General features: G+C 40.0%; 21 protein-coding genes. 10 read left to right on the forward strand and 11 right to left on the reverse strand.

The window, feature by feature from the left end:
* Positions 1 to 5: 5 nt before the first annotated feature.
* From apaG to lptD, 5 genes are read right to left on the reverse strand one after another with little or no spacing between them, the layout of a single operon-like run.
* On the reverse strand, positions 6 to 395 hold the full coding sequence (apaG, locus tag ACJJVX_RS07180; protein WP_054203104.1) for a Co2+/Mg2+ efflux protein ApaG: 390 nt from the start codon (positions 393 to 395) through the stop codon (positions 6 to 8).
* Positions 379 to 1185 carry a 16S rRNA (adenine(1518)-N(6)/adenine(1519)-N(6))-dimethyltransferase RsmA gene (rsmA, locus tag ACJJVX_RS07185; protein WP_405630792.1) on the reverse strand — a complete coding sequence of 269 codons (807 nt, stop codon included), beginning with the start codon at positions 1183 to 1185 and terminating at the stop codon, positions 379 to 381. The genes apaG and rsmA overlap by 17 nt, the downstream gene beginning before the upstream one ends.
* Positions 1182 to 2174 (reverse strand): 4-hydroxythreonine-4-phosphate dehydrogenase PdxA, encoded by a 993-nt coding sequence (pdxA, locus tag ACJJVX_RS07190; protein WP_054454571.1) that lies wholly within the window; start codon positions 2172 to 2174, stop codon positions 1182 to 1184. The genes rsmA and pdxA overlap by 4 nt, the downstream gene beginning before the upstream one ends.
* Positions 2175 to 3470, reverse strand: a complete 1296-nt coding sequence (gene surA, locus ACJJVX_RS07195) for a peptidylprolyl isomerase SurA (RefSeq protein WP_054203107.1) — start codon at positions 3468 to 3470, stop codon at positions 2175 to 2177.
* Positions 3471 to 3495: 25 nt separating this feature from the next.
* Entirely contained in the window at positions 3496 to 5742 is a 2247-nt protein-coding gene (lptD, locus tag ACJJVX_RS07200; protein WP_405630795.1) for an LPS assembly protein LptD, read from the reverse strand.
* 103 nt (positions 5743 to 5845) lie between these two features.
* On the opposite strand from lptD, the gene ACJJVX_RS07205 reads away from it, so the two are divergent.
* Genes ACJJVX_RS07205 through djlA form a run of 3 tightly spaced genes read left to right on the forward strand, consistent with a single transcriptional unit; the run spans position 5846 to position 8390 of the window.
* Positions 5846 to 6853: an aminoglycoside phosphotransferase family protein gene (locus ACJJVX_RS07205; RefSeq protein WP_054203109.1), complete on the forward strand. Its 1008-nt coding sequence runs from the start codon at positions 5846 to 5848 to the stop codon at positions 6851 to 6853.
* Positions 6854 to 6856: 3 nt separating this feature from the next.
* Positions 6857 to 7528 (forward strand): N-acetylmuramate alpha-1-phosphate uridylyltransferase MurU, encoded by a 672-nt coding sequence (gene murU, locus ACJJVX_RS07210; RefSeq protein WP_054203110.1) that lies wholly within the window; start codon positions 6857 to 6859, stop codon positions 7526 to 7528.
* Positions 7518 to 8390, forward strand: a complete 873-nt coding sequence (gene djlA, locus ACJJVX_RS07215) for a co-chaperone DjlA (RefSeq protein WP_054203111.1) — start codon at positions 7518 to 7520, stop codon at positions 8388 to 8390. Before murU ends, djlA begins: the two co-directional genes overlap by 11 nt.
* Here djlA and ACJJVX_RS07220 read toward each other — a convergent pair.
* The 3 genes from ACJJVX_RS07220 to rapA all read right to left on the reverse strand — a co-directional run bounded on the left by ACJJVX_RS07220 (position 8373) and on the right by rapA (position 13175).
* Positions 8373 to 9323, reverse strand: a complete 951-nt coding sequence (locus ACJJVX_RS07220; protein ID WP_405630799.1) for a DUF3530 family protein — start codon at positions 9321 to 9323, stop codon at positions 8373 to 8375. The genes djlA and ACJJVX_RS07220 overlap by 18 nt on opposite strands.
* An 86-nt stretch (positions 9324 to 9409) precedes the next feature.
* Positions 9410 to 10063 (reverse strand): bifunctional tRNA pseudouridine(32) synthase/23S rRNA pseudouridine(746) synthase RluA, encoded by a 654-nt coding sequence (gene rluA, locus ACJJVX_RS07225; protein ID WP_054203113.1) that lies wholly within the window; start codon positions 10061 to 10063, stop codon positions 9410 to 9412.
* A gap of 217 nt (positions 10064 to 10280) precedes the next feature.
* Complete coding sequence (gene rapA / locus ACJJVX_RS07230) at positions 10281 to 13175, reverse strand: RNA polymerase-associated protein RapA (protein WP_170173747.1); 2895 nt, start codon at positions 13173 to 13175, stop codon at positions 10281 to 10283.
* Positions 13176 to 13470: 295 nt separating this feature from the next.
* On the opposite strand from rapA, the gene ACJJVX_RS07235 reads away from it, so the two are divergent.
* From ACJJVX_RS07235 to ACJJVX_RS07245, 3 genes are all read left to right on the forward strand, one after another.
* On the forward strand, positions 13471 to 14868 hold the full coding sequence (locus ACJJVX_RS07235) for a PhoH family protein (RefSeq protein WP_405630802.1): 1398 nt from the start codon (positions 13471 to 13473) through the stop codon (positions 14866 to 14868).
* Positions 14869 to 14934: 66 nt separating this feature from the next.
* Positions 14935 to 18714 (forward strand): response regulator, encoded by a 3780-nt coding sequence (locus ACJJVX_RS07240; RefSeq protein ID WP_405630804.1) that lies wholly within the window; start codon positions 14935 to 14937, stop codon positions 18712 to 18714.
* The gene (locus tag ACJJVX_RS07245; RefSeq protein WP_405630806.1) at positions 18698 to 19612 is read left to right on the forward strand and encodes a diguanylate cyclase; all 915 of its coding nucleotides are present in this window, start codon (positions 18698 to 18700) and stop codon (positions 19610 to 19612) included. The genes ACJJVX_RS07240 and ACJJVX_RS07245 overlap by 17 nt, the downstream gene beginning before the upstream one ends.
* Before the next feature lie 729 nt (positions 19613 to 20341).
* Here the strand turns inward: ACJJVX_RS07245 and ACJJVX_RS07250 are convergent.
* Both ACJJVX_RS07250 and ACJJVX_RS07255 read right to left on the reverse strand, forming a co-directional pair.
* Positions 20342 to 20719: a DUF3192 domain-containing protein gene (locus ACJJVX_RS07250; protein ID WP_064435793.1), complete on the reverse strand. Its 378-nt coding sequence runs from the start codon at positions 20717 to 20719 to the stop codon at positions 20342 to 20344.
* Between the two features lie 163 nt (positions 20720 to 20882).
* Positions 20883 to 21827, reverse strand: a complete 945-nt coding sequence (locus tag ACJJVX_RS07255; RefSeq protein ID WP_064435792.1) for a D-2-hydroxyacid dehydrogenase — start codon at positions 21825 to 21827, stop codon at positions 20883 to 20885.
* A 99-nt stretch (positions 21828 to 21926) separates the two neighbouring features.
* On the opposite strand from ACJJVX_RS07255, the gene zntR reads away from it, so the two are divergent.
* From zntR to ACJJVX_RS07275, 4 genes are all read left to right on the forward strand, one after another.
* On the forward strand, positions 21927 to 22340 hold the full coding sequence (zntR, locus tag ACJJVX_RS07260) for a Zn(2+)-responsive transcriptional regulator (RefSeq protein ID WP_170173809.1): 414 nt from the start codon (positions 21927 to 21929) through the stop codon (positions 22338 to 22340).
* Positions 22324 to 23517 (forward strand): SO_0444 family Cu/Zn efflux transporter, encoded by a 1194-nt coding sequence (locus tag ACJJVX_RS07265; protein WP_405630809.1) that lies wholly within the window; start codon positions 22324 to 22326, stop codon positions 23515 to 23517. The genes zntR and ACJJVX_RS07265 overlap by 17 nt, the downstream gene beginning before the upstream one ends.
* Before the next feature lie 158 nt (positions 23518 to 23675).
* On the forward strand, positions 23676 to 24809 hold the full coding sequence (locus ACJJVX_RS07270; RefSeq protein ID WP_405630812.1) for a 1-acyl-sn-glycerol-3-phosphate acyltransferase: 1134 nt from the start codon (positions 23676 to 23678) through the stop codon (positions 24807 to 24809).
* A gap of 114 nt (positions 24810 to 24923) precedes the next feature.
* Complete coding sequence (locus tag ACJJVX_RS07275) at positions 24924 to 25169, forward strand: DUF1289 domain-containing protein (protein ID WP_054454553.1); 246 nt, start codon at positions 24924 to 24926, stop codon at positions 25167 to 25169.
* Here ACJJVX_RS07275 and ACJJVX_RS07280 read toward each other — a convergent pair.
* Complete coding sequence (locus ACJJVX_RS07280; protein WP_342883756.1) at positions 25166 to 25801, reverse strand: transporter substrate-binding domain-containing protein; 636 nt, start codon at positions 25799 to 25801, stop codon at positions 25166 to 25168. The genes ACJJVX_RS07275 and ACJJVX_RS07280 overlap by 4 nt on opposite strands.
* Between the last annotated feature and the right edge of the window lie 156 nt (positions 25802 to 25957).

The raw sequence follows: 25957 nt of genomic DNA on the forward strand, positions 1-25957 counted from the left end.
AGTTGTTAATGTAAAATATTTGGCTGTGCTAAACGAAAAACATTAATTGGCGCGTCAAATTCAGTGCCAAATTCATTCTTCAAGGTATAGTATCCTTGCATGGTGCCAACAGGGGTGTCTAGTACTGCGCCGCTTGTGTACTTATAGCTTTCACCAGGACCAATTGTTGGCTTTTCACCAACGACACCTTCTCCTTGCACTTCGATTTCTTTGCCATTGGCATCGGTAATTAACCAATATCGACTTACCAATTTAGCGCTGCATAAACTATGGTTTTTAATTGTTACAGAGTACGCGAATACATATTTATCTTGTTCTGGCTGTGATTGCCCTTCAACATAAAATGTCTCTACTGAAACCTTGATGGGTGAGCCCAAATTACTGCTTGTTGTCATAAATCCAATTAGCTATATCAATAAATTGTTGTAACGAAAGACATTCTGCACGCAGCTTAATATCAATACCAATACTTGTTAATTCATCAGCCGTGAGTAAATTAGCTAGGCTATTACGCAGCGTTTTACGGCGTTGATTAAAAGCTTCTAAACACACTGTGTTAAGAATTTTAGTACTTTTAGCTGTACGTTGTTCTGGTTTTTTTGGAATTAACCGAATAACCGCAGAATCTACTTTTGGTGCAGGTTTAAAGCACTCAGGTGGTACTTCTACCACTGGCATTGCGTGGCAATAATATTGCGTCATGACACTTAAACGGCCAAATGTTTTACTACCTGGACCTGCAACCATACGCTTTACAACTTCTTTTTGAAGCATGAAGTGCATGTGCTCAATGTTGTCAGCAAATTCAAATAAGTGAAACAATAAAGGTGTTGAAATGTTGTATGGCAAATTACCAAAAACTTTTAATTTTCGCTCATCATTAATGAGAGTAGAAAAATCAAACTTCATCGCATCACTTTGGTGTACGGTGAGCTTTGGACCTAAAAATGGATGTTCGGTTAGGCGTAAAGCCAAGTCTTTATCTAGCTCAACAACGGTTAAGTGACCACTTAACTCGCTTACAGGCTCAGTGATTGCACCAAGACCAGGACCGATTTCAACTAAATTATCTTCAGGTTTAGGATCAATCGCGGTGACGATTTTATCGATGATCATTTCATCAAATAAAAAGTTTTGCCCAAAACGTTTACGGGCGCGGTGTCCTAAATGTACTTTATCTGTCATTGATTTTGTGCTTTTTCATGGGCGAGCTTAATTGCTTCGCGGATCGCTAATTCAAAACTGCCAACCTCAGCATCACCTGTACCGGCTAAATCGAGTGCCGTACCGTGATCTACTGAAGTGCGTATAAACGGCAAACCAAGAGTTATATTCACTGATTTGCCAAACCCTTTGTATTTTAGCACAGGTAAGCCTTGATCGTGATACATTGCCAGTACCGCATCCGCTTGTGATAGGTATTTATCCTGAAATAATGTATCAGCAGGTAATGGGCCAATTAGGTTCATACCATCGGTATTTAACTGTTCAATTGTTGGGGTTATCGTGTCGATTTCTTCACGGCCTAAATGGCCATCTTCACCTGCATGCGGGTTGAGCCCACACACTAAAATTCGTGGTTTTTCAATACCAAACTTAGTTTGTAAGTCATGGTTTAGTATCCCCGCAACTTTTGTCAAACGTTCGGCAGTAATTGCGCGTGATACATAAGCAAGCGGAATATGTGTGGTTACCAGTGCAACACGTAGTCCCTCGGTTGCAAGCATCATGACTACATCGGCAGTATTTGATTGTTGAGCGAAATACTCTGTGTGACCACTGAATGAAATACCTGCTTGGTTAATGATCCCTTTATGAACAGGACCTGTAACGACAGCATCAAATGTACCATCCATATTTTTTTCAGAAGCAATACGCAGGGTATCTAACACATATTGGCCATTTGCATCATTTAAAACACCAAGCTCAACATCAGCCCCTAAATCGACTTGATGAATATAAATACTGCCAGCAGGTGCAATAGCAGGCGCTGCTGATTCATCAAATGGAATTAAGTTGATATTTAAACCTAACTGTTCTGCACGCTGCTGTAATAATTTAGCGTCAGCAATTGCGATTAATTGAGCCGGCCAGTCATGCTGGATTAGCTTTAAAAGTAAATCAGGGCCAATCCCGGCAGGTTCACCGGGAGTTATTGCTATACGTAGGGTCATTTACTGATCCAATGGAAAGATTTCAACATGGGCTTGTTCACGCATTTCTTGCTGCCAGTTAAAACTTTCTTCTTTAAATTTACGATTAAACAGCATGCCATGAGCACGATTACGTTTAGCTAGCTCAGTTTTATCAGCCACTCGCGTATCTAGCAACTGTATAATGTGCCAACCAAATTTTGTTCTAAAAGGGTCACTAATTTCATTTTTATCCAATGATAAAAGTGTATCTCTAAATGCAGGTACATACGTTGTTGGATCTGTCCAATCATACTCGCCGCCTTTTAGCGCAGAGCCTGGATCTTCTGAATATTCTTTCGCAAGTTCGCCAAAGTCTGCTTTACCAGCACGTAAGTCTTTGGCAAAACCATTAAGCATGTTACGGGCTTTTTCTTCACTTAAAATTATAGATGGGTTGATCAAAATATGGCGAGAGCGTACTTCGGTGGTTTCCACTACTTGACGACCACGAATATCTTGAACTTTAATAATATGGAAACCTGCGCCTGAGCGAAGTGGGCCAACAATGGCTTCTTTCTTCGCGCCTTTAACTGCTTCAGCAAATAGCGATGGCATTTCATTGATGCTCATCCATCCAAGCTGGCCACCTTCAAGTGCTTTAGAGCCGCTTGAAGATGAAATAGCAATACGCTTAAATTCTTTACCCTCTTGTAAAAACTCAATGACTTTATCTGCACGAGTTTTTGCACTGGCTATTTCATCTGCTGTAGCGTTGTTTGGAATATCAACAAGAATATGACCAATATCATACTCTTCAGTATTTTGACCTTGGCTTTCCATTATTTTTAATAAGTTGTCCACTTCCTGTGGGCTTATATAAATACGGCGATCAACATTGGCGCGCATAACTTGTTGCGTTGTGATTTCTTTACGAATTTCTTCACGATACACTTGAAAGCTTTCACCTGATGCCTCGATAGTTCGGCGTAAATCTGCAATCGACCCGCCTTGCTCTTTTGCCATACCAACCAATGTTTGATCAAGTTGACTATCTGAAATCTCTAAACCCATACGCCCAGCAAGCTGCATCATAAGTGCTTGGTTAACTAAACGCTCCATCGCTTGGATACGTAAAGTTTCGTCAGAAGGAAGCTCTTGTTTTTGTTCTTTTGCTTGCAGTTTTACGCGGTTAACGATGGTGTCAACTTCGCTTTTTAAAATAACGCCTTGATTGACAATACCGACAACTTTATCGATTTCAACAGGGGCTGCGAAAACGCTGTGAGATAGGCTTAAGCCTAATAATGCTGATGCTAATAATTTATTTAAATTCATACTTTTTCTAATACTCTTGCTAATACTAGTTATTAAGAAAATACGGTCTACGATAGCCAAAAATACCTTGTTGTAATAATTTTTGTGCATCATAACGGCTTTTACTACCTAATCCTTTCAAGACAATGTTAAAACCAATGCTTGAGTCAAAGGTGGCTTGTTCTAGGCCTATCGCCTGATTTAAATCAGTTTCGATTTGACGACGACCGGTAATTTGAAAGGCCCAACAGCAGGATTCATACTGCAATCCACTGAATGCCTCAATACTACGACCGCTTTCTAAATCACGGTGGTAGCTACTTACAAACTGCCATTGATCACTTAGCGGTATGCTAGTAAACAAGCCAACTTGCTCGATTGTATTGCCTGAGACATCGTTTGCATAGCGATGGTTCAATTGTATCAGCTGATTATCGTCACCTTTATAGTCTAAAGTAACATTTGATTGGATAATCTGCTTGCCATCAGTGTCATATTGTATGCCACCGGATAAATACCAACGACGGTGCCAATGTAACATGGTTTGCGCGGCAAACAAGGCATTATAGTTTGTATCGGAGTTTAACCCTTGCGATGTTGGCTTAGCTGAATCGCTCAGGTAGAAGATTTGTCCTGCACTGAAATTAAACAATTCCTCGCTTTTATTATTAAATAACCGGGTTGTTGCACCGAGTGTAAATTGGTTCGCTGCAGCAATACGGTCAACGCTTGAAAAGCGGCTATCGCGAAACAGACCAAAAAAGTCATCTTGTAGCTTAGTTGTATCGTATAAGCCAATATCTGATTGATCTTTATTTGGTGTGTATAAATATTGTATTTGTGGTTCTAAGGTTTGAATGCCGTTATCAGTAAACGTTGTTGTGTCACGTTCAAAATTTAATTGGCTGTGTAAACGAACTTTAGGAAGCGTACGAGAGACTGACTTAGCGTAGTCAGTACCGTTTAAGTCACCTTCTTGCCTATAGTTAGTATGTAGAAGGCTAAGTTCAGACAAAAATGACCATGCATGTTCTTGATAACCAAAGCTGGCTTTAGGTTCAATGTGTAAGCGAGTAGCCTTTTCAATTACCTCAGTGTCGTTAGTAAAGTGGCTTAATTCACCATCTAAGGTTAAATCAACGGCTTTAAATTGAAATGGTGTTGTTTGTGTAAACGTAATTTGCGGCAGTGCTGCGTAAGATTCTACGTGATCACCAAGCACTTCAAAGTTTTGTACTTGAATATCTGTTCGCCACAGTTCTCCTAAATAAGATAAAGAACCGGTGCGATATAGTTGTGTGTCGGTACTTGCAGCATAGCCTGAATTTAAATCAGTTAAGTAGTTATCATCGCTGACATTTGTAATGTCGATATTTGCGCGCCAATTTTCACCGAAATAGCTTTGTTGTTGCCAGTGAAATAGGAAGCGATCGTTTAGTTCAGGTTCAGACTCATCTTTATTTAAATACTCTAGACCAAGTAATCCTTGGCTTGTTTCGCTTAAATATCTAAATTCAGCCTGCAGTTGTAAGCCTTTATTAGACATATAGCGAGGTGTGATGGTGGCATCGTAGTTTGGGGCAATATTCCAGTAGTATGGCGTGACTGTTTCAACACCATAACGATCAGAACTCGAAATGTTTGGTGTTAATAACCCTGACTTTCTGCGCTCATCAATAGGGAAGGTAAAATAGGGCAAGTACAACACAGGGGTATCCATAATACGCAATACCATGTCATGTGTTTCTCCCCAGCCTTCTTCACGAGAAAGAGCAATTTCCTCAGCTTGAATTGCCCACAATGGCGTTTCGCCTGGGCAGGTAGTAAAGCTTGCGTTCAGCAGGTTTAAGCCAGACTTGTTAACAGTGAGTTTTTCAGCACCGCCATGGCCTTGTTGGTCAGTAAGCTTGTAATCAGCACCCAATAAACTAATTTGAGAGTTATTTAAATCAGCATTTAAACCTGAGCTTTTTACTTCACTAATTGGATCGCGATAAGTAATTGGGCCTGTAGCATTAAGGAGCCCGCGCTGTTTATCAATAAGTGCACTTTGTGCGGACAAACTCATAGTAAGGGTGTTAATATCAACGTTACCGGTAAATTCTGCGCTTTGAGTACCAAGCAATTCAATATCATCTGATTTGATATCGACCATGCCAAAGTCAAGGCCAGCAAGCGGTTGCCAAGCTCTGGTTTGCATTGAATTGCCACAAAGATTGTGTGCCAGTTCAGTTTCGGCAAGCGATGGTGCGCTGATCACACTTAGCATCATTATGCCCCAGGTTTTGCTCATTTATTAACCTTAATATGGTGTCGTTGAATATAGACCTCACATAATAAAGGAAAACAATGGCAAATACAGTAATTGACTTAGTGAAAAATAGATATCTTGTAAAATGAACCGTTATAAAAGTTTACAGCAGTTTTTAAATCCCCACTTTAGTGATGAAGAATACCAGTTAGCTGCTATCACGGGGGATGCGAGTTTTCGCCGTTATTTCCGTTTAAATCGCGGTCAAGATAGTTACATTGTTATGGACTCTGATCCAACTAAACTCGATAACACCCCCTATATTGAACTTAATAAAGTTTTTTCCGAGCATGGCTTCAAACTACCAAAAATATTACATGCCGATGAAAAACAAGGATTTTTCTTATTAAGTGATCTAGGCAATATACACCTCGCTGATATGCTAGAGGACAAAGAACGGACCAGCCACTATAAGCACCTCATAAAACTCAGTGCACAATGGGCTAAAATGCCGCCTGTAGCATACATGAAAGATTTTGACCGTGAATTTTTAGAGCTTGAACTCGGTATTTTCTTACAGTGGCTAGTGGAAGGATTTTTAGGGCTGACAGTGACACCCGCAATTGATGCCCTGTGGAAACGCAGCGCGGAATTGCTTATTGAAAATGTACTTGCCCAGCCAAGTGTTACAGTACATCGAGATTTTCATAGTCGTAACATTATGCGGAGTAACCAGCAATGGGCGATTATTGATTACCAAGACGCGGTTCAAGGCCCTGTGTGTTATGACCTTGTTTCATTATTGCGCGATTGCTATTTTAAACTGCCCCATGATGAACTCGAATATTTACTTGAGCACGCCTATAAAGAGTTTAAGGAGCAAGGTCTGATCAGTGCTAACGTAAGTTTTGCACAATTTAAGCAGTGGTTTGATTTGACCGGTATTCAACGGCATTTAAAAGCCGCAGGTATCTTTTGTCGTTTAAATTTACGTGATGGCAAGCTGGGCTATATGGAAAACGTACTTCCGACATTACGCTATATTGCGGATGTGGCACAAGAACATAAAACGCTGCAACCATTAGGGTTATGGATTGCCAATACCATCATTCCTGCTACGCGTGTCGCGATAAAAGAAAAATTAGGTAATTAATAAATGAAAGCGATGATTTTAGCCGCGGGGCGTGGTCAAAGAATGATGCCACTGACAGCGAAATTGCCCAAGCCGATGTTACAGGTCGCAGGTATGCCGCTTATAGAACACCATATCGAGCGTCTGAAAAGCGCGGGAATTACAGAAATTGTAATTAATCTTGCATGGCAAGGTGATAAAATTAGTGATTACTTTGGTGACGGCAGCGCATTTGATGTAAAAATTATTTACAGCCACGAGCCTGAAGGGGGGCTTGAAACTGCCGGCGGGATCATCCATGCATTACCTTTGCTTGGTGATGACTTTATCGTTATTAACGGGGATATATTTACCGATTACGATATAAGCTCATTAGCGCAATTACATTTAGATATTGGTGAAGGGCATATCGTACTTGTTGAAAACCCTGCGCATAACCCTGATGGGGATTTTACTTTGCGTCACTTGGGCCCTGAAAGTCAAAAGTATACTTTTTCGGGTATTAGTCGGTTTCAGCGTCATTTTTTTGATGGTTTACAAGGCGGCGTATTGCCTTTAGGGCCATTATTACGCATGCGTTTGAACGAATGTGATGTATCGACACAGTTGTACATTGGTATGTGGAATGATGTCGGTACCCCGCAACGGTTAGCACAATTAAATGAACATGTAAGAGGAGCACCTCATGTGGGGTAAAATTTTAGGTGCCTGTTTTGGTTTTATGTTTGGGCGTATTGTTGGTTTGTTTATAGGCCTATATTTAGGGCATATGTTTGATAAAAGCCTCAAGAAAAATTTTGATAAAGCGGGTGGCTTTTCAAACTTATTTAAAGGTGATGATGATATAAATCAACGCCAAGCATTGTTCTTTTCAAGCTGTTTTGCTGTTATGGGGCATATAGCGAAATCAAATGGGAGAGTCAGTGAAACTCATATTCGTGCTGCCAGCCTATTTATGGATGAGATGGGTTTAAAAGGCGATGATCGCAAAGAAGCACAAGGTGCATTTAAAGCAGGTAAAGAAGCTGACTTTTCATTAAAAGAAACGGTTTATGATTTTAAAGAGCGCTTTGCTCGTCGTCATGATTTACTGCAGCTTTTTTTAGAAATTCAAATCCAAATGGCATTTTCTGACGGTGTGCTTGCCGCTCAAGAAAAAGAGCTATTACAAGAAGTCAGCAAGCATTTGGGTATTTCAAAAACACATTTTGCGTTTGTACTTAAGCGGTATCAGGCTGAGTTTTCATTCCGCCAGCAGCAACAGCGCTATCAACAACAGCAAAATCGTCAGCAAGGTCAAAGCAGTAGCTATCGAGAAGGCTCAGGTCATCATGTTCCACCCAATAATGGCATGAGCCGCACTCAAGCCTTGGCGTTGTTGGGTTTAAATAATGAAGCGAGTGAGCGTGATGTAAAAGTAGCGTATCGTAAATTAATGGCGCAACATCATCCTGATAAATTAGTATCTCAAGGCTTACCTAAGCATATGATGGAACTGGCTGTGAAAAAAAGCCAAGATATTCAATCGGCTTATGAGTACTTAAAAAAGGCGGCGTAAAAAACCGTCCACCTCTTTGGTTAATCGCTCATGTTGCTCCGGCGCTGAGCGTAAACCAAATAACTCACGTTGGCGGTAATCATATTTACTATGACGTTTTACCCAACGCTTTCTTTGGGCAATGCTTAACAGCAAGTTGGAATTATCAACGCTGTAATAAACATCCAGCAGTGGTGGGCTAATCGTTGATATTGTTGCATTGAGCTTTTTATTTCGCTCAGTGTTTGGCAAGTAGCTGCTAAGGCTAATAAATGCATCAATATTTGTGCTTGGAAAGCTTGCATAATGCTCTAATAAAACCCCAGCACTGGCACCTTGAGCCACTACGACTATTTTCCCATCTTCATTTAAAGCACTTTCATACAAGGCGTTAAATCGCGAAATAAGGTTAAGCTTATAGTTATCAATAATCGCGTTGCTGATCATAGGAATTGCATCTACATGCTTGGGTGAAGCCATTGGTGCAGGGGCTTGTTCTAGCGCATCATTTGCAGGAGTATTAGTTGGTGCTTCGGTATTTTCTTGGGGATCGGGTGTTGTGGCTTCTGTTTCGTTGACGGTGCTATCGTTGGCGTACCAATCTATATCAGGGACTGTCATTGCAATAGTTGCGTAGCCTAAATCATTTAGCTCAGTACGCAAAAAATTAACACCGTCATTATTCGTTGGTAAATGCTGCCAATCAGGAATAATTAAAACCACACCACGTTGTTGAGCACTCATATGTTGACGGTATAACGTTGTAAACTCTGTTTCGCCAGCGAGTAGGGGTTTTACTTCATCATCAGGCATTAAGCGTGCTAAATCACTGCTAGCAATAGTTGACCATGGTGTTGGCGCAATGAAATCAGCCGCAAGGAGGGGCGCTGCCAACATTAAACAGCCGACAAAGCTGATTAATTGATGGTTTTTTAATTTTTTGCCAATAATCATAGTAACCACGTGCAATGAATCAATATATGGTTATCGGCTTTAATTGTAAAAAGTTTAGCGTAATTTCTATCAATCAAACGATGTAATTAAAAATCAGGTTCAGCTTCAAAGATCATAGTTTGTTCAGTGATAGGGTGGGTGAGTTGCAACATTTGCGCATGTAACTGCAAGCGTGGTGCTGCACTTAAGGCATCAGGATGAGCGTACAACCTATCACCTAAAATAGGGTGACCCAACGATAGCATATGGACGCGTAATTGATGAGAGCGGCCTGTAATTGGCGTTAACTCTACGCGCGTTGCGTGTGCTTCATATTCCAGTACGTTGTAATGCGTCAAGGAAGGCTTACCATTATCATGATCAACCATTTGTTTTGGGCGGTTAGGCCAGTCACAAATAAGGGGTAAATCTACAGATCCAGTTTCAGGTTTAAGCTTGCCGTACACACGAGCAATATAGCGCTTAGCTGTTTGACGTTCTTGAAATTGCATACTTACATGGCGATGAGCGGCTTTATTCATCGCTAAACAAATAATCCCAGAGGTTGCCATATCCAAACGATGAACAATTTTAGCGGTGGGGAATACACGATTAACACGGGCAATTAAACAGTCTGCGTGTTTAGGATCTTTGCCGGGTACTGTTAATAGCTCACTGGGCTTATTTACAATCAGTAAATCATCATCCTGATAAACAATGGTTAAATACGGATCGAGCGGGGGGTTGTAATTAAGTAACACGATAGACCTCAGCGATTCACAAGCGTTGCATTTTAGTGTAGTCGTCCTTATTTCACAATCACTAGGCTTGATTCCTTTTCAAGTAAGCGTTTATGTTGGCTACAATATTTGTTTGAAGGTTAAAAAAGCGTGGTATAAATTAATACACCGCGCTTTTCTAAAGCTTATAGCTTATAGCTTATAGCTTATAGCTTATAACTTTGAGCTAAAGCTATGATCAGTGAGAAACCACGATTAAGCGAATAGCATCAAGTTTTAACTGCGCTTTTTCAATATGCGTGGTTAGTTCAGTGCGTTGCTTGTCGTAAAAAGTCAGCTCTTCTTCACGAATGTTTGGATTAATTTGTTTCAGCGCCGCTAAGCGAGCTTGCTCTTCAGCGAGTGAATGTTGCATTTTCTCAAGGGCAGCTGCACGGATCACTTCAAGTTTTGTTTGCGCCATTGCTTGCGCGGTTTTGATCATTGGATGAATTGCGCTTTGTAATGCTCCGGCTAATTTACTTGCTGTTTGACGGCCAACAGCAGAGAGCTGCTGATTAAATCCATCAAACCCAACATTTTCACCTAAATTATTACTCGCTTTATCAAGCAAAATACGAATCGGTGTTGGTGGTAAAAAACGACCTACTTGTAGAGCTTTTGGTGCCATCGCTTCGCCTAAGAAAATTAGCTCAACAAAGAAAGTTCCCGGTGGTAACTTTTTGTTTTTAAGAAGCGCAACAGAGGCGGTGCCAAAGTCATCATCACAAATCATGTCTAAGGTGCCTTGCACCATAGGGTGATCCCAACTGATAAAGTGAACATCTTCTTGTGATAACGCGGTATCACGGTCGAATGTTACGGTTATACCGTCATCTTTTAAGCTTGGGAACGATGGATTTAGCATGTGTTCTGTTGGCTTTAGGATTATGGTATTCTCACCTTTATCTTCTTGGCTGACGCCAAAGGTATCAAATACATTGATCATATAACTTGGCAATTCAAACTGGTTATCAAGCTTTTCAATATCAGCTACTAATGAATCAGCGGCACCTTGACCTGATGAATGTAGCTCAAGTAAACGGTCACGGCCGCTTTCCATTTGCTTACGCAATTTAGCATTTTGGCTGGCAACTTGCTCAAGTAATGGGTCAAGTTCATCTTCATCGCAGTTGTGCGCTGAAATAAATTCAAGCAGATCTTCACTAAATTCTTTATAGAGCATTTGGCCTGTGGTTGACGTGGTCTCAAAGGCATCTAGGCCTTCGTTATACCAGCGCAGTAGCACTTCTTGTGCAGTGTTTTCAAAATACGGCACATGGATATTGACGTCTTGCGTTTGACCAATACGGTCTAAACGGCCAATGCGTTGTTCTAATAAATCAGGGTTTAGCGGTAAATCAAATAAGACTAAATGATGTGAAAATTGGAAGTTACGGCCTTCAGAGCCAATTTCAGAGCATAACAATATTTGTGCGTTGTCGTACTCGTCAGCAAAAAATGCAGCAGCGCGGTCGCGTTCAATAATCGACATACCTTCATGGAATACTGAGGCTTTAATCGCTTCACGTTCACGCAATATTTGCTCTAAGCTAATCGCCGTTTCTGCTTTAGCACAAATCAGTAATACTTTTTCGTGTTTGAGAGTTTTAAGGGTGTTGATCAGCCAATCTACGCGAGGATCAAACATCCCCCAGCTTGCGCTTTCGCCTTCAAACTCTTGAAATATTTTTTCAGGAAAGAGTGCGCGTTGTGCACTTAACTGAGCATTTTGAATGCCGCTCATATTGCCAAGTACAGACATTGCTGTTTTATATTGTTTTGGTATTTCCATTGGGTAAGCATGGAGCTTACGACTAGGGTAACCATCAATGCCACTGCGACTATTTCTAAATAAGATACGGCCTGTGCCGTGGCGATCTAATAGCATGGCTAAAATTTCTTTACGAGCCGCTTCATCACCACTTTGTGCTTGTTCAAGGATACCTGTGATATCGGTTTCTTTTAACAGCTCAATCAATGTGGCTTTGGCGCTATCATCAAGCGCTTTGTCTTGAAGTAATTGATTGGCTGCCTCTGCAATGTGCTTGTAATTACTTTCTTCTTCTACAAAGGCATCGTAATCATAAAAACGATCAGGGTCGAGTAACTGTAAACGCGCAAAATGGCTACGGTGACCTAATTGATCAGGAGTTGCGGTTAATAATATTAACCCAGGAATGTCTTGGCTTAATTCAGCGATACGTTGATATTCAGTACTTTGCTTGCCATTGGCAATACTTAAATGATGCGCTTCATCAACAATAAGTAAATCCCAATCTGCCATGGTTGCTTGTTCAAACCAGCGTTTTTTCTTGGTTATAAATTCAAGGCTGGTAAGCACTAATTGTTCGGTATCAAATACATTGGGTGAATCAGCAAATGCTTCGTCGCAACGTTCTTCATCAAAAATAGAGAAGTGTAAGTTAAAGCGGCGCAACATTTCGACTAACCATTGATGCTGTAAATTTTCAGGTACTATGATTAATACACGGCTGGCACGGCCACTGATGATTTGTTGATGTAAAATCATACCTGCTTCAATAGTTTTACCAAGGCCCACTTCGTCAGACAATAATACGCGTGGTGCAAATCGTTTACCGACTTCTTGAGCAATGTAAAGCTGATGCGGTATTAAGCTTGCTCTTTGGCCAATCAGTCCTTTAATGGGGGATTGTTGGCGTTCAAATTGATGTTGCCAGGTTTGGTAGCGCAATGTGTAACGATCAAAACGGTCAACTTGGCCGGCAAATAGGCGGTCTTGTGGTTTATTAAATTTTATAAAGTGATCTAAAAAAGTTTCTTTTAATTGTGCTTTTTCACCGTTATCGACACGAGTGCCATGATAACAAAGTAGATCACCGATAGGTTCAATTGACTCGACTTCAAGTTCCCATTCTTCAACGCTTTTGATCACATCACCAGGATTAAATGCCACGCGAGTAACCGGTGCTTCTTGCATTGAATAAACACGGTTTTCGCCACTGGCTGGGAATAAAATGCTGACCTGTCGGCCTTCAAGGGCAACGACCGTGCCTAATCCTAAATCTGACTCTGTATCACTGATCCAACGCTGACCTAAGGAAAAATTCATGTATGTCTCGTCTATGAAGAAAAAGGCGGCTATGTTACCTGTAACCTAACACCACTGCAAGGCGCTAACTAGCTCACTTTTAATTAATTTAGTAACTGCGCATTATTCCTATTAACGCACATGTTTAATTGACTAATTTCAAACTAAAAAAGCTTTGTCATAAAAGGGTCTTTTATGACAACTAAGCTAAACTTACAATATACCTTAGCAATTAAGTGTTATGAGCTTAGCGTTAACTCGTTTTACTTAGTTAGTTGGGTATAGCATAAAAATCATAAAACGTAAGGAAAGTGCTATGGAAAAAGCTTCGAACCTTGATAGTAAAATGTATGTGCTAGATACCAATGTATTGCTTCACGAACCCCTCGCGTATTTATCATTCCAAGAACACGACGTCGTTATTCCAATGACCGTTCTAGAAGAACTGGATCATATTAAAGACCGTAAGCATGATGTTAGCCGCGATGCACGTGTGGCCATTCGCGGTTTAGATGAAGTACTCAAAGACGCCACGCCAGAACAAATGCTCAAAGGCGTTGCGTTACCCAGCAATAAAAAGGCCAAAGTAAGTTCTAATGGCACGTTGATTATTGTGAACGACCATTTATTTGTTGATTCGATCTCTGGTTTACCGGGAAATGAAAATGATCATCGTATTATTAATTGTGCCGTGCATTTACAAAAGCAGCACCCACATGTCAAAGTTGTATTGGTCACTAAAGATATCAATATGCGCTTGAAAGCCAAGGGGGCAGGGCTTAAATACGTTGAAGATTACCGCACCGACCAACTCATTGATGATATTGCACTCTTAAGCAGTGGCTATCAAAAAATCACCGGTGATTTTTGGCAACATGTTGGTGAGTGTGAAACGCAGCAACATGGTAGAGATACTTTTCATAAAGTAGCAAAAAGCCTCATTCCAGGTGTGTTTTGTAATGAGTATTTATTTGATGACAACGGCCATTTTGCAGCGCGAGTTAAATCGTATGATGATCAACACATAATGCTCAAAGATATTGGTGTTGAACGTTTGATGCATCAATCTGCGTGGGGTGTTAAACCAAAAAACATTTACCAAGGTATGGCCCTTGATGCGTTGCTAGACCCTAATATTGAGTTAGTCATTTTAACTGGCCCAGCAGGATGCGGTAAAACCTTATTAGCACTGGCCAGCGCTCTTGAAATGATTATTGAAAAAGGTATTTACGATAAAGTAATCGTTACTCGCAACACCCCTGAAATCGCAGAATCAATTGGCTTTTTACCAGGTACAGAAGAGGAGAAAATGGCGCCATGGTTAGCTGCAATTACAGATACGTTAGAAGTGCTCCATAAAGGGGATGAAAACCCAATATCAAGTCGTAATTACATTATGGAAAAAGCGAATGTACAGTTTAAATCAGTTAACTTTATGCGTGGTCGTAGCATTCAAAATGCAGTGGTTATTTTAGATGAAAGTCAAAACCTGACTGCGTCACAGCTAAAGACGATTATCACCCGTTGTGGTGAAGGGACAAAGTTAATTTGTTCAGGCAATCTGGCACAAATAGATAGTAACTACTTAACCCCTGTCACATCTGGTTTAACGTACATTGTTGAACGCTTTAAAGACTTTGAAGGCAGTGCTACCGTGAACCTCAATGGTGTTGTTCGAAGTCGCTTAGCTTCATTTGCGGAAGAAAATTTATAACTTGCGCGAATGTACTTGGCTCGATAATCTAAACTCTGATTATTGGGTCAAGAAATAGGCAGTCTGTTGGACTTTTTACCATTAAAACACTATTACCGCTCATTAGCCGTTGCGCTTATAGTGCCACTGCTAGTGGCTTTTTTACTCTGCTTACATTTATATTCTATTAAATTAGATCGAACGGTTGCTAAACGTGAAGCAGACTTTATTACACTGGCAGCACAACTTGAATATCGCATGGAAGCTGCGGAAGACTTAGTCAGCACTTTATTTTTACAATATGAACAACCCTTATCTTATCAATTTGACGGCCAGTGGTTAGAAGACGTTAATCAATTAGAAAACTATTATTATCGCAAAATTCCCTCTGGTGGAGGGGAGATTGTAGGCCAAGAACAATTTTCCTCAACACCTAATGCGCTCGCAAAATGGCAGCATGTAATTGCGCTAGGGCCTGCTTTTAATACAGCACTGTCATTAATTCAGTCATTGGCGGCTGTTGCTTATGTAAATGAGCAAGGTTTTGCGTATGTTAAGCGTCGGGATGACGATAGCAGTATCTTATTAACACAGATACTTGATGGTGGTTTGCGTCCTGATTTTAGAGAAAACATGCTTTCCTCAAGCCGCATTATTAAGCTTGATGATAAAAAGTATTTTGCGATAGGTAAGCAGCGAGAGCAAGGTAGTCAAGACTATATAATTTTAATCTATGATCTGGGGGCTGTTTCTGATTGGTTAAGAAAAATATCATCAAAAAACGGTGAGTATATATTTTTAACTGAGGCGAATACGGTTATTGCCAGCTCTGTGAATGAGATTGGAAATGTCTCTGAGCTTGATCAGTATTGGTCATCTTCAAGACCGGTAAAACCAATGCAAGGAGAGTGGGACAGTCGTGATAATTTAGTTGTTTTTCAAGATAAAAAACGGCAACCCGTTTATGCCGCATATTTTGAATCTCATTACCAGTTGGTGCCGCCTATTCGCTATGAGGTCATTATAGAGTTTGTTTTTTTAAGTGTTTTTTTAGTGATGATGTTCAGTGTGGTGTTTTGGCTAAGTCGTCGTATTTTTGTTAAGCCAATGACGTATTTAATGGCTTTCCTTGAGCAAAATGATGAGCGCTATAGTGACAATTTAGATTATCGTATACCCATAAATTGGCAGCCTTGGTTTAGCAGAATAAAACGAGTGCTTAATGAAAATCAGCAATTAGTAGAATCCTTACAGCTAGCAAATACTGAACTAGATGCTCAAGTAAAAATAAAAACGAGAGAGTTGGCACGTAGTTATGAAGCAAAAGAACGCCATTTAGCATTACTTAATACTATGCTAAATAGCGTACCTGACTTAATTTACTTTAAAAATATCGACGGTTCATTTTTAGGGTGTAATCGTGCATATGAAAAATACATAGGCATTGAGCAAGGTCAGCTGGTGGGCCAGCAGCTTTGTGATATCAGCGATGATAGCCATCATATTAATGAGTTAGAGCAGCATGTTTTAAAAACGAGAAGTAAAGCAGAACAACGAATAAAAACACCGCAGCAAACGTTTCAATTAACAATCGCGCCTTTTTATAATGATCAAAACCATTTATTGGGGACCATGGGTATTGGCCGTGATATTACAGCGCAGCAACAGGCTTTATTAGCATTAAGGGCTTCTGAATCAAAGTTTAGAAGCGCTATTGAATATGCTGCAAACGGTGTTATTTTGCTTTCACTTGAGCATACCGTATTACAATTGAATAAAACTGCCCGTAAGCTTTTTAAGATTGAGCAAGCTGAGGAGGCAATGCCTTTAGCTGATTTATTTGGGGCAGGCCAATGGCAGGAAATTGAGTCACTGCTTGCATTATTATTGAGTGAAAAAAAGAAGGTTTACCATCTTACTCTTGCGCAACAAGAGCTGCAAAGCTGGTGGCAACTCAGTGTGTCGTTAGTGTGGGATGCTCAGCAAGCTCCTTATTATTATGTTATTCATATTCAAGATATTAGCGCTTTGACACAAGCCAAACAGGATGCTGAGCGGGCAACCGAAGCTAAAAGTCGCTTTATCGCTAATTTGAGCCATGAAATACGTACGCCTCTAAACGCAGTTACTGGGTTGATTGACATGATCACTCAGCAGGGGATCACAAACCAACAACAGCAATATGCAGTGCAAGCAAAAAATTCAGCACAAAGCTTATTAACGATGTTAAATCGAATGCTCGATTTTGCTCGTGTAGAAAATAGCTCAGTCCGCCTAGAAATGGTCACGTTTGATCTCGTAACATTAATTGATAGCTGCGAAAGCTTATTGACCGGGCTATGCCAGCAAAAAGGATTGACATTTAAGATCGAGGTTGACCCAGATATATCAGCGCAATTGATTGGTGATTATATTCGTTTAGAGCAAGTTCTGGGTAATCTGCTGACAAATGCAGTTAAATTTACAGAGCAAGGATGCGTCACTCTCAAGTTGCAAAGTAGAGAGACTGGCTCTGCACTACAGCGTATTTGCTTTAGGGTGATTGACACCGGAATAGGTATTGGTAAAGCTGACCAAAGTCGGTTATTTGACGCATTTACCCAAGGTGATGAATCTCTGACACGTACCCACCAAGGTGTAGGCTTAGGGTTAGCCATCGTAAAGCACGAAATTGCATTAATGGGTTCTGAAATTGCGCTAAAAAGTGCAAAAGGAGTGGGGAGCGAGTTTTATTTCAGCATTGCATTCAATGCTCCTGATACAGAGGTGCCAACTCTGTGGCGTAACACCTTAGTTGTTTACGATCTGGCTGAAACGAATTTATCGAATGCGCTTGCACCAATGACAGACTTACATTTTAGCCGTATCGCGGACGTAGGTAAAAATGTAATGCTCACTGATTACCAGAAAGTTATAATCAGCGATGTTGACGTATCAACGTTACTGAGCTGCGAATACCAAAAAACTGCAATAATCACACATAATATATCCCTTTACGTTATTCAAACTAGCCAAACGATAACACTGTCCTCTATTGCTAATATTCCTATTTACATTATTAAAAGTAGTGCATTAGTACAGCGTCTTATGCAACCAGTGGCATTATTTAGTAATGCCGGAATAAAAGCGCCGATACAAGCTCCCCCCCTAAATATTAAAGGGATGTTAGTGCTTGTGATTGATGATAATCAGCTTAATATCGATATTATTAGTAATGTTTTAACTCAAGCTAATATTAATGTACTTACGGCGACAAGTGCTTTGTTAGGCTTGGAGTTAGTCAAGAAAATAATGCCAGATCTCATTCTAATGGATATACAAATGCCAGAAATGGATGGCTTACAGGCAGCGCAATTGCTGCGTAAGCAATATGATCAACAGCAGTTGCCGATTTTTGCGCTAACGGCCCATTGTGAACAAGCAGACGAAGATCGTTCATTAGCTGCAGGAATGAATAAACACCTAACAAAGCCCGTAATAGCCCCTACTTTATTGCAAGCAATTAATGATCTTGAAATTGAAATCCCCAATTTTTATGATGAATCTTTTGCATTGGAACAATTCTCCGGTGATAGTGATTTATTACTGGTTATGCTGGGGAAGTTTGCTAAATTATGTAATGATCACCTAAATAAATTAATAACATATAATCAACCAAGAGAACTGGAACGGTTAGTGCATAGCATTAAAGGCGTATCAGGAAACCTAGGATTTTGCAGGCTCTCAGAGTTGGCTAAGCAACTAGAGCATAAGTTACGCGCCTTGAAAGAAGCCGATCCATTATTACAGGATCAACTTATACAGGAGTTAAAACAAGCCATGGCTTATATCCAGATACAAGGACTAGCAGATGTTAAAAAGAGCTAAAATACTTATTGTTGATGATGATCCTCTAAATCGATTGGTATTGGAGAAAACACTTGCAAGTGAGCATGATACTTTCTTGGTTGAAAATGGTGAAAAAGCACTCACTTTTTTAAAATCGACAGCGGTTGATTTAATTATACTTGATATAGTGATGCCTGGTATTAGTGGCTATGAGGTATTAATTCAGTTAAAAGAAAATCCATCAACTCAAGCTCTCCCCGTTATTTTTATTTCGGCCAATACAAGTCATGATGATGAAGCTAAAGGGTTTGAACTAGGTGCTATGGATTATATTGCAAAACCTTTTAGCCCTACAATTGTAAAAGCTCGTATCAGAAACCAATTACTTATAAAACAGAAAAATGACTTACTTGAAATGCTAGCATCCATTGATGGTTTGACGGAAATCCCCAATAGACGTTATTTGGATGAAAGCTTATCTCGGGAGTGGCGACGAAGCCGCCGAGCTGGAACCCCATTATCAGTTTTACTTATGGATATAGATCACTTTAAACGTTACAACGATTGTTATGGCCACCGTGCTGGAGATGACTGCTTGAAACGTATTGCGCATGCATTAGTGGGCGAATGTGAGCGTGTAAGTGATTTTGTTGCGCGTTATGGGGGAGAAGAGTTTGCTGCAGTTTTACCCGATATGGGAAAAAATGAAGCGTTGCAGTTTGCAAATAAGTTAAGAGATGCAGTCAACGGATTGAATATTCCGCATAAGGCATCATTAAATGCTGATCATATAACAATAAGTATTGGTGTTGCGACAACAGAGTGCGGCCAAGTATATGGCGAACATACACTGTTAGAAGAGGCTGATTTAGGGTTATATCAAGCGAAAGATGCTGGTCGAGATATCATTGTTGCGCGTGTCATTCGAACGCAATAATAAAAGAGCGAGTTAGGTTTTTAAAAGCTTTCAATGTTGTAGTTAGTTAAAATAAAATCATGGGTAGATTGTTATCTACCCAGCGCAATATACCCAAGGCACCTCAAGATGCAGAGTTCAGCGTTTCACAGGTGCCTGTGAACCGCCCAATGGGTTAGTTTAAAAGCGATTTATACTGCGTTACTTTTATAAGGGGTTGATTTTAAAAATAGAACCACTATTACTTGCAACTAATGTCTTGTCTAAATCGCTTTTAATTCCAACGACCCTCGCATCTTGAGGTGGTTTAGGCAGATAATACCAATCTGCATAAATATTTGAACAATTTAACGAATTAAATCACGCTATAACGTCGTTAAAAATTTTTTATTTAGAACAACTAGGGCGTGTTGACCTTTGTGGATTGAAATTTGTTCAATCTAGGGGCGATTTAATCGCGGCGCGAGGTTTGTAACCTAGCGGGCTAAGTCAAAACCGAGCAACAAAGAGTCAATCGCCCCTAGGAAGAACCCTTTGGGCAGCGCATGTTTGGCATTTATACTGCGTTATCGCCTATTTATGGGGAACAACCACACTGCATAGGCGCTGTCTTGCCTAAATACCAAACATACTGCTGCAAAATTAATCACGAAAGGTCAACACGCCCTAGATATAAAAATTTCTGCCTAGGTATAGCGCAATTTTCTTGTCGTTAAATAGACCCCATATCTACGCAGATTGGTATAAATGTTAGTTAAGTGATTTATAGATGGTATCGCCCACCCCAATGAGTTTCTCATTTTTAAATACAAGCGCAGTGCACTCATCTTTGGTCATTTTACCGTCAGAGTGAATGCTGTGAGTGGCGTAAAATAACACCTGATACACATCATCATTCTTTTTTAACAGCTCAGAGAAGTTAGGCGTTTTAAGTTTACTTAAAACAGATTGATAACTGCTATCTAAATCAATATTTGCAATAGCCTCTCGATTATATTTGTGGTGCTTTTCCCAGCTAGATGTATCACCGCCTGCCCAATGTGTTTCTGCTTCACCATCTGATACTGCAATAACGCATCCAGTTAAAAATGGTATTGTAAGTGCTGCGATTAAAAGTGTTTTTTTCATTATATTTGCCCTGATGCTAAGTACGGTATTTATTATTGAATATTTAGCAAATAGCTGGCCAAGTTTTTAGCTTGTTTAAAATCAGTGAGTTAGGTTTTTTGAAACCATATACCATGTGTGAATAGCATATCGTATATGGTATTTATAACTAATAATTAGTCTATTAGACCAGTCTATTACGGCTCTCACCTTGGCTAAATGCACTGATATTCAAGCTTATCTGTTTAACTAGGCGAATGATTGACTCTTCACTGGCCCATGCAATGTGAGGGGTTAAAATTAAGTTGTGGCCTTGATAACCTGCTAGCGGGTTAGTGTCAGTGGCAGGCTCCTTCGTTAACACATCAACCCCAGCTGCAGCAATTTGATTCTCAGCGAGTGCATGGGCTAAGTCAGCTTCATTTACAATACCGCCTCTGGCTGTATTAATTAAAATAGCACAGGGCTTCATCATACTTAGCTCTTCTGCGCTAATTAGATCTCGGCTTTCATCAGTTAAAGGGCAATGTACGCTAATAATATCAGCGCTTTTTATTGCTTGATAAAATTCAGTGCGGCCTTGCCTAACGGGATGGTTTTTACGCTCAGCAAGAATGACGTGTGCGCCAAATGCATTGGCTACAGTTGCAACGGCTTTACCTAATGAACCATAACCAATAATCGCTAATGTTTTACCCGCAATTTCGTTAAAACTATAATCAAGACGGCAAAACATTTGGCTTTGCTGCCACTGCCCCTGTTGGCAATCATTAATATAGCGATGTGTATTACCGAGCAAGTTAGTAATTAATGCAAAAGTGTGTTGAACAACGCTAGGTGTAGAATATCCAGCTACATTGGCGACTGCAATGCCAAGCTCTTTCGCTGCGATTAAGTCGACATTATTTGTGCCAGTTGCTGCAACGCAAATAAGTTTAACTGCGGGGAGTTGTGCGAGCGTCTCGCGATTAAGTACAACTTTATTAGTGATCAACACATCGGCACCTAGGCTATGAGTAATAACTTGCTCAGTGCTCGTTAGAGGGTAGCTTTTAAACTTACCAAGCTCTTGAAAAGGCTTAAGTGAAGTGCCTGCTAAAGTATCGCTATCGAGTAGAGTGATATTCATACTCTTTCCTTTAAAATAAAAATTATAAATACTTGACCTTAGTGTGTGCTCTAAGGTTTATAGTAAGTAAAAGTTGATAAAAATTCATTGGAGACGATGATGAAAATAGGCGAATTTGCAAGCCAGTTAGGTGTCTCAACAGATACATTAAGGTACTACGAAAAGCATGCTTTGTTAACGGCTACATCGCGGACACAATCTGGGTATCGTGATTATAGCCAGTCAGACTTAAAACAAATGAAGTTTATTTTACGCGCAAAGAATGTCGGTTTTAGTTTGTCAGAAATTAAAGAGTTACTGCAAATTAAATTTCATAAACAGCAGCATTCATGCCACGAAGTTAAAAATTTAACCTTACAAAAGCGAGATCTTGTTGCAGAGCGCATTGCTGAATTAACGCGCTTTCATCAGTCATTATCTGTTTTAGCTGACAAATGCTGTGGCGGTGAAGAGCCCGCAGATAACTGCTCTATATTAACTACTTTGGAGGATATCGATGGACTTACTCAATAATTTTTGGCAGCTATTTTTATTATCTGCGCCTTGGTTAATGCTTGGTTTGCTGATCGCTGGCATGCTTAATGTTTATTTACCCGTTAACTTTCTTAACAAGCATTTGGGGAAAGAAGGTTTCTGGACCACGGTTAAAGCCGCACTGATTGGTGCGCCAATGCCTTTATGTTCATGTGGTGTTATCCCTGCTGCCATAGGGTTAAGACGTGCGGGCGCGTCAAAAAGCGCAACAACTGCATTTTTAGTCTCAACGCCAGAAACTGGGGTTGACTCGGTATCTGTATCATACGTTTTATTGGGTCCATTTATGGCCGTTATTCGTCCAATCGCAGCAATTTGTAGCGCAATCGTTGCAGGTGTTTTAGTTGGGCGAGATACAAAGGATGAGCAACCAATTGATCTAAAAAGTGATGAGGGCTTAGCGGGGAAACCAAGTTGCTGCTCAAAGAAACAACCTGAACCGACAGTAAAACCTAGCTGTTGTTCATCAAGTACAGGTTCAATAAAGGTAGAAAGTGAGACATGTTGCGCACCAAGCACAGAGACAGCCAAACAAATTAATGAACCAAGTTGTTGTGATACGACAGACACGGTGACTGATACGCAATGGGAGAAGTTTAAACAAGCAGTAAGCTTTAGTTGTAATAAGTTGCTATCAGATACAATGAAATGGCTCATGATTGGTTTATTTTTTGCGGCATTGGTTCAAACTTTCGTACCTGAGTCATTTTTAACTCAGTGGGGGAGTGGTATTTTGGCAATGCTAGTGGTGATATTGATTAGTATTCCAATGTATATTTGTGCCACTGCCTCAACCCCTATTGCGGCTGGATTATTATTAAGTGGTGTTGCACCAGGGGCTGTTTTGGTCTTTATGTTGGCGGGCCCTGCAACAAACATAGCTACTCTTGGCGTTGTAGCAAACGAACTTGGTAGGCGAGCGGTTGCAGCCTATTTAACAGGGGTAATAGGCGTTGCATTACTGTTTGGCTTTTTAACTGATTACCTTGTTGCTGAATTTGGTTTTGTAGTTACGCCATTGCTAGGTGAGGAGCACCAGGTATTGCCGCATTGGTTAACTTTGCTCAGTGGGGTCATTTTACTGACATTAATGGTACGTTTAGTAGTCAAACTTGCTATTGATAAATATGGAACTACTGGTAAGAGCATTACATAGCTAATTGTTATTAAAGGGTTTTGATGATTTTGTTTAACATCAATAGATGACTAAATTAATGACTTAGTTCGCATTTTCAATTGCCTGAGTTATAATCGTCAACAGAATATAAACGGTACGCGATTGCGTGCCGTTTTTTTAACTTTAAAGATGCACAAATGAGTGAGTTCGTGGATAAGTACGCCGATATAAGACCCTACAATGATGATGAAGTGGCCGCATCAGTGGCACGCTTAATTGATGATAATGCGTTTGTTGATGTGTTAGCTAAATATAATCTGCCGCGATTTTTATCTACATTCTCGATTGTTTCTCGTGCGCTTGTTAGGCGTCAATTACGTAAAAAGTGGGGCGCTATATCCACTGTTGAGGAAGTTCAACAAGAAGTATCTAGATATTTAGCAATGTTAGTTAAGCGGACAACGTCAGAGGTAACATTTTCTGGACTTGATAAACTAGATCCAAAACAAGCTTATTTATTTATTTCAAATCATCGCGATATTGTATTGGACCCAGCGTTAGTTAATTGGGGGTTATTTAGCTATAAGATGAAAACAGTGCGTATTGCTATTGGCGATAACCTACTGCAAATCCCTTATATTACAGAGCTAATGCGCTTAAATAAGAGTTTTATTGTAAAGCGTTCTATTAAAGCTCCAAAAGAGATGTTTCGTGCTTTGTCACACCTTTCTGCTTATATTTATGATTCATTAATCGGTGGTAATTCAATTTGGATTGCACAAAAAGAAGGGCGTGCAAAAGATGGATTTGATCAAACAGACCCTGCATTGCTGAAAATGTTGCAATTACAGGGGCGGAAGCAGAAAAAAGAATTCTCTGAATATATTCGCGAATTAAAAATTGTACCTGTGTCTATCTCTTACCAATATGAGCCGTGCGCAATAGCCAAGGCTAAAGAGCTTTATCATAAGCTACATCATGGTAAATACACCAAATCAGCAGGTGAAGACATAGCGAGTATCGTTGAAGGGTTTAGTGCGGCCAAAGGGCATGTGCATCTAGCATTTGGACAGCCGGTTGAAGATGGTTGCGACTCACCTGAGCAGCTAGCAAAGACAATCGATGAGCAAATCATTGATTCATTCTTTTTACACCCAGGAAATTATATTGCTGGTGGGTGTAAACAAGCCGTTATAGATAAAAAAGATGCCGCAGAGTTTGAGCAGCGTATGGCGTTAGTTCCTGAAGAATTAAAGTCATTAGTGTTGGCAATGTACGCAAAGCCTTTTGAACGTAAAGCTGAGTTAAACAGTAGCGAAAGTTATAAATAAATTAAGTCTCTATCAAGTCGTTTAGATAGATTAAAGCCGTTTTTAGTAGACGGCTTTTTTTTCGTTTAAAAAACGGGCTATACTTAATTTAGTGTTTTTTATTAACTGTTAACCATGCAACAAATTGAAATATTTGATATTCCAAGTCCTTGTAAAGGTATATGCGAGGTGAATAACCGAGGCTATTGCAAAGGGTGTTATCGTAGCCGGGATGAACGGTTTACATGGAATACATTCACGAATGCGCAGAAGAGAAAAGTGATAAGCCTCTGCCAGCAGCGATATAAACGTTATCAGCAAAAAGTGCCAATGACGAATGATTCGATAATACCTAATCAGCAAACTGATTTTGATTTTTAATTAAGGTTGTACTTATTTTTTAGCAAGTGCACTGTGCCATTTTTATTTAGTTTATTTAATTGGGTTTCTAATTTTGGAATTAATGCTTGATGACGTGAATGTAAAAAATGAAAGCTTTTAATTGGGATTAATACTTCTTTGTGGAACTGATTTGCATCAAAACTTGGGTGGGCAGTATCTAATAGGAAATCGAGTAAAATAGCCCCTTGAACTTTCTTTTGGGTAAGTAAGTTAAGCTGCGCAGTGACACTTTTTACACGTATAACATCGCCAATATATGGGTGTTGGTCAAGGTAGTTTTGCGCTGCAGGGTAACCAGATTGAATCGCGATATTAGCTATTTGCTCAAAGTTACATTGTTGACAATTTTTCAATAAAATCAAATCAAATTCAAATAATGGGACATTGACTAATCGTAAGTTTTTATATTTTTTATTGATACTTGCAACTCGACCTAGTTGGCCATCGAGCGTACCGTTATTTGCAGCTGCAAGCGAGCTCTGATGGTTGAAGTCTATAATATGCAGTTCGTAGCCAAGCTCTTTATATGCCATCGTCATTAACTCAATAACATAGCGTGCTTGCTGTGTATCGGCGGGTCGATTGAAAGTCATATATTTAGTTTCAGCCATACTACGGCAAGGGGAAAGTAATAGAATGAATATGAAAATCTGCAAGATATATTTAATCAACATGTCTCCAGGTGAGGACGAAAAAACGCCACTAATTTACGTTTAAATCCCTCAAAGAGCAAGGTTAGCTACTACTTTTTGCTCGTTTTAAATTAT

Source organism: Pseudoalteromonas sp. Ld20 (genome assembly GCF_045064175.1).
Lineage (GTDB): Bacteria > Pseudomonadota > Gammaproteobacteria > Enterobacterales > Alteromonadaceae > Pseudoalteromonas > Pseudoalteromonas neustonica.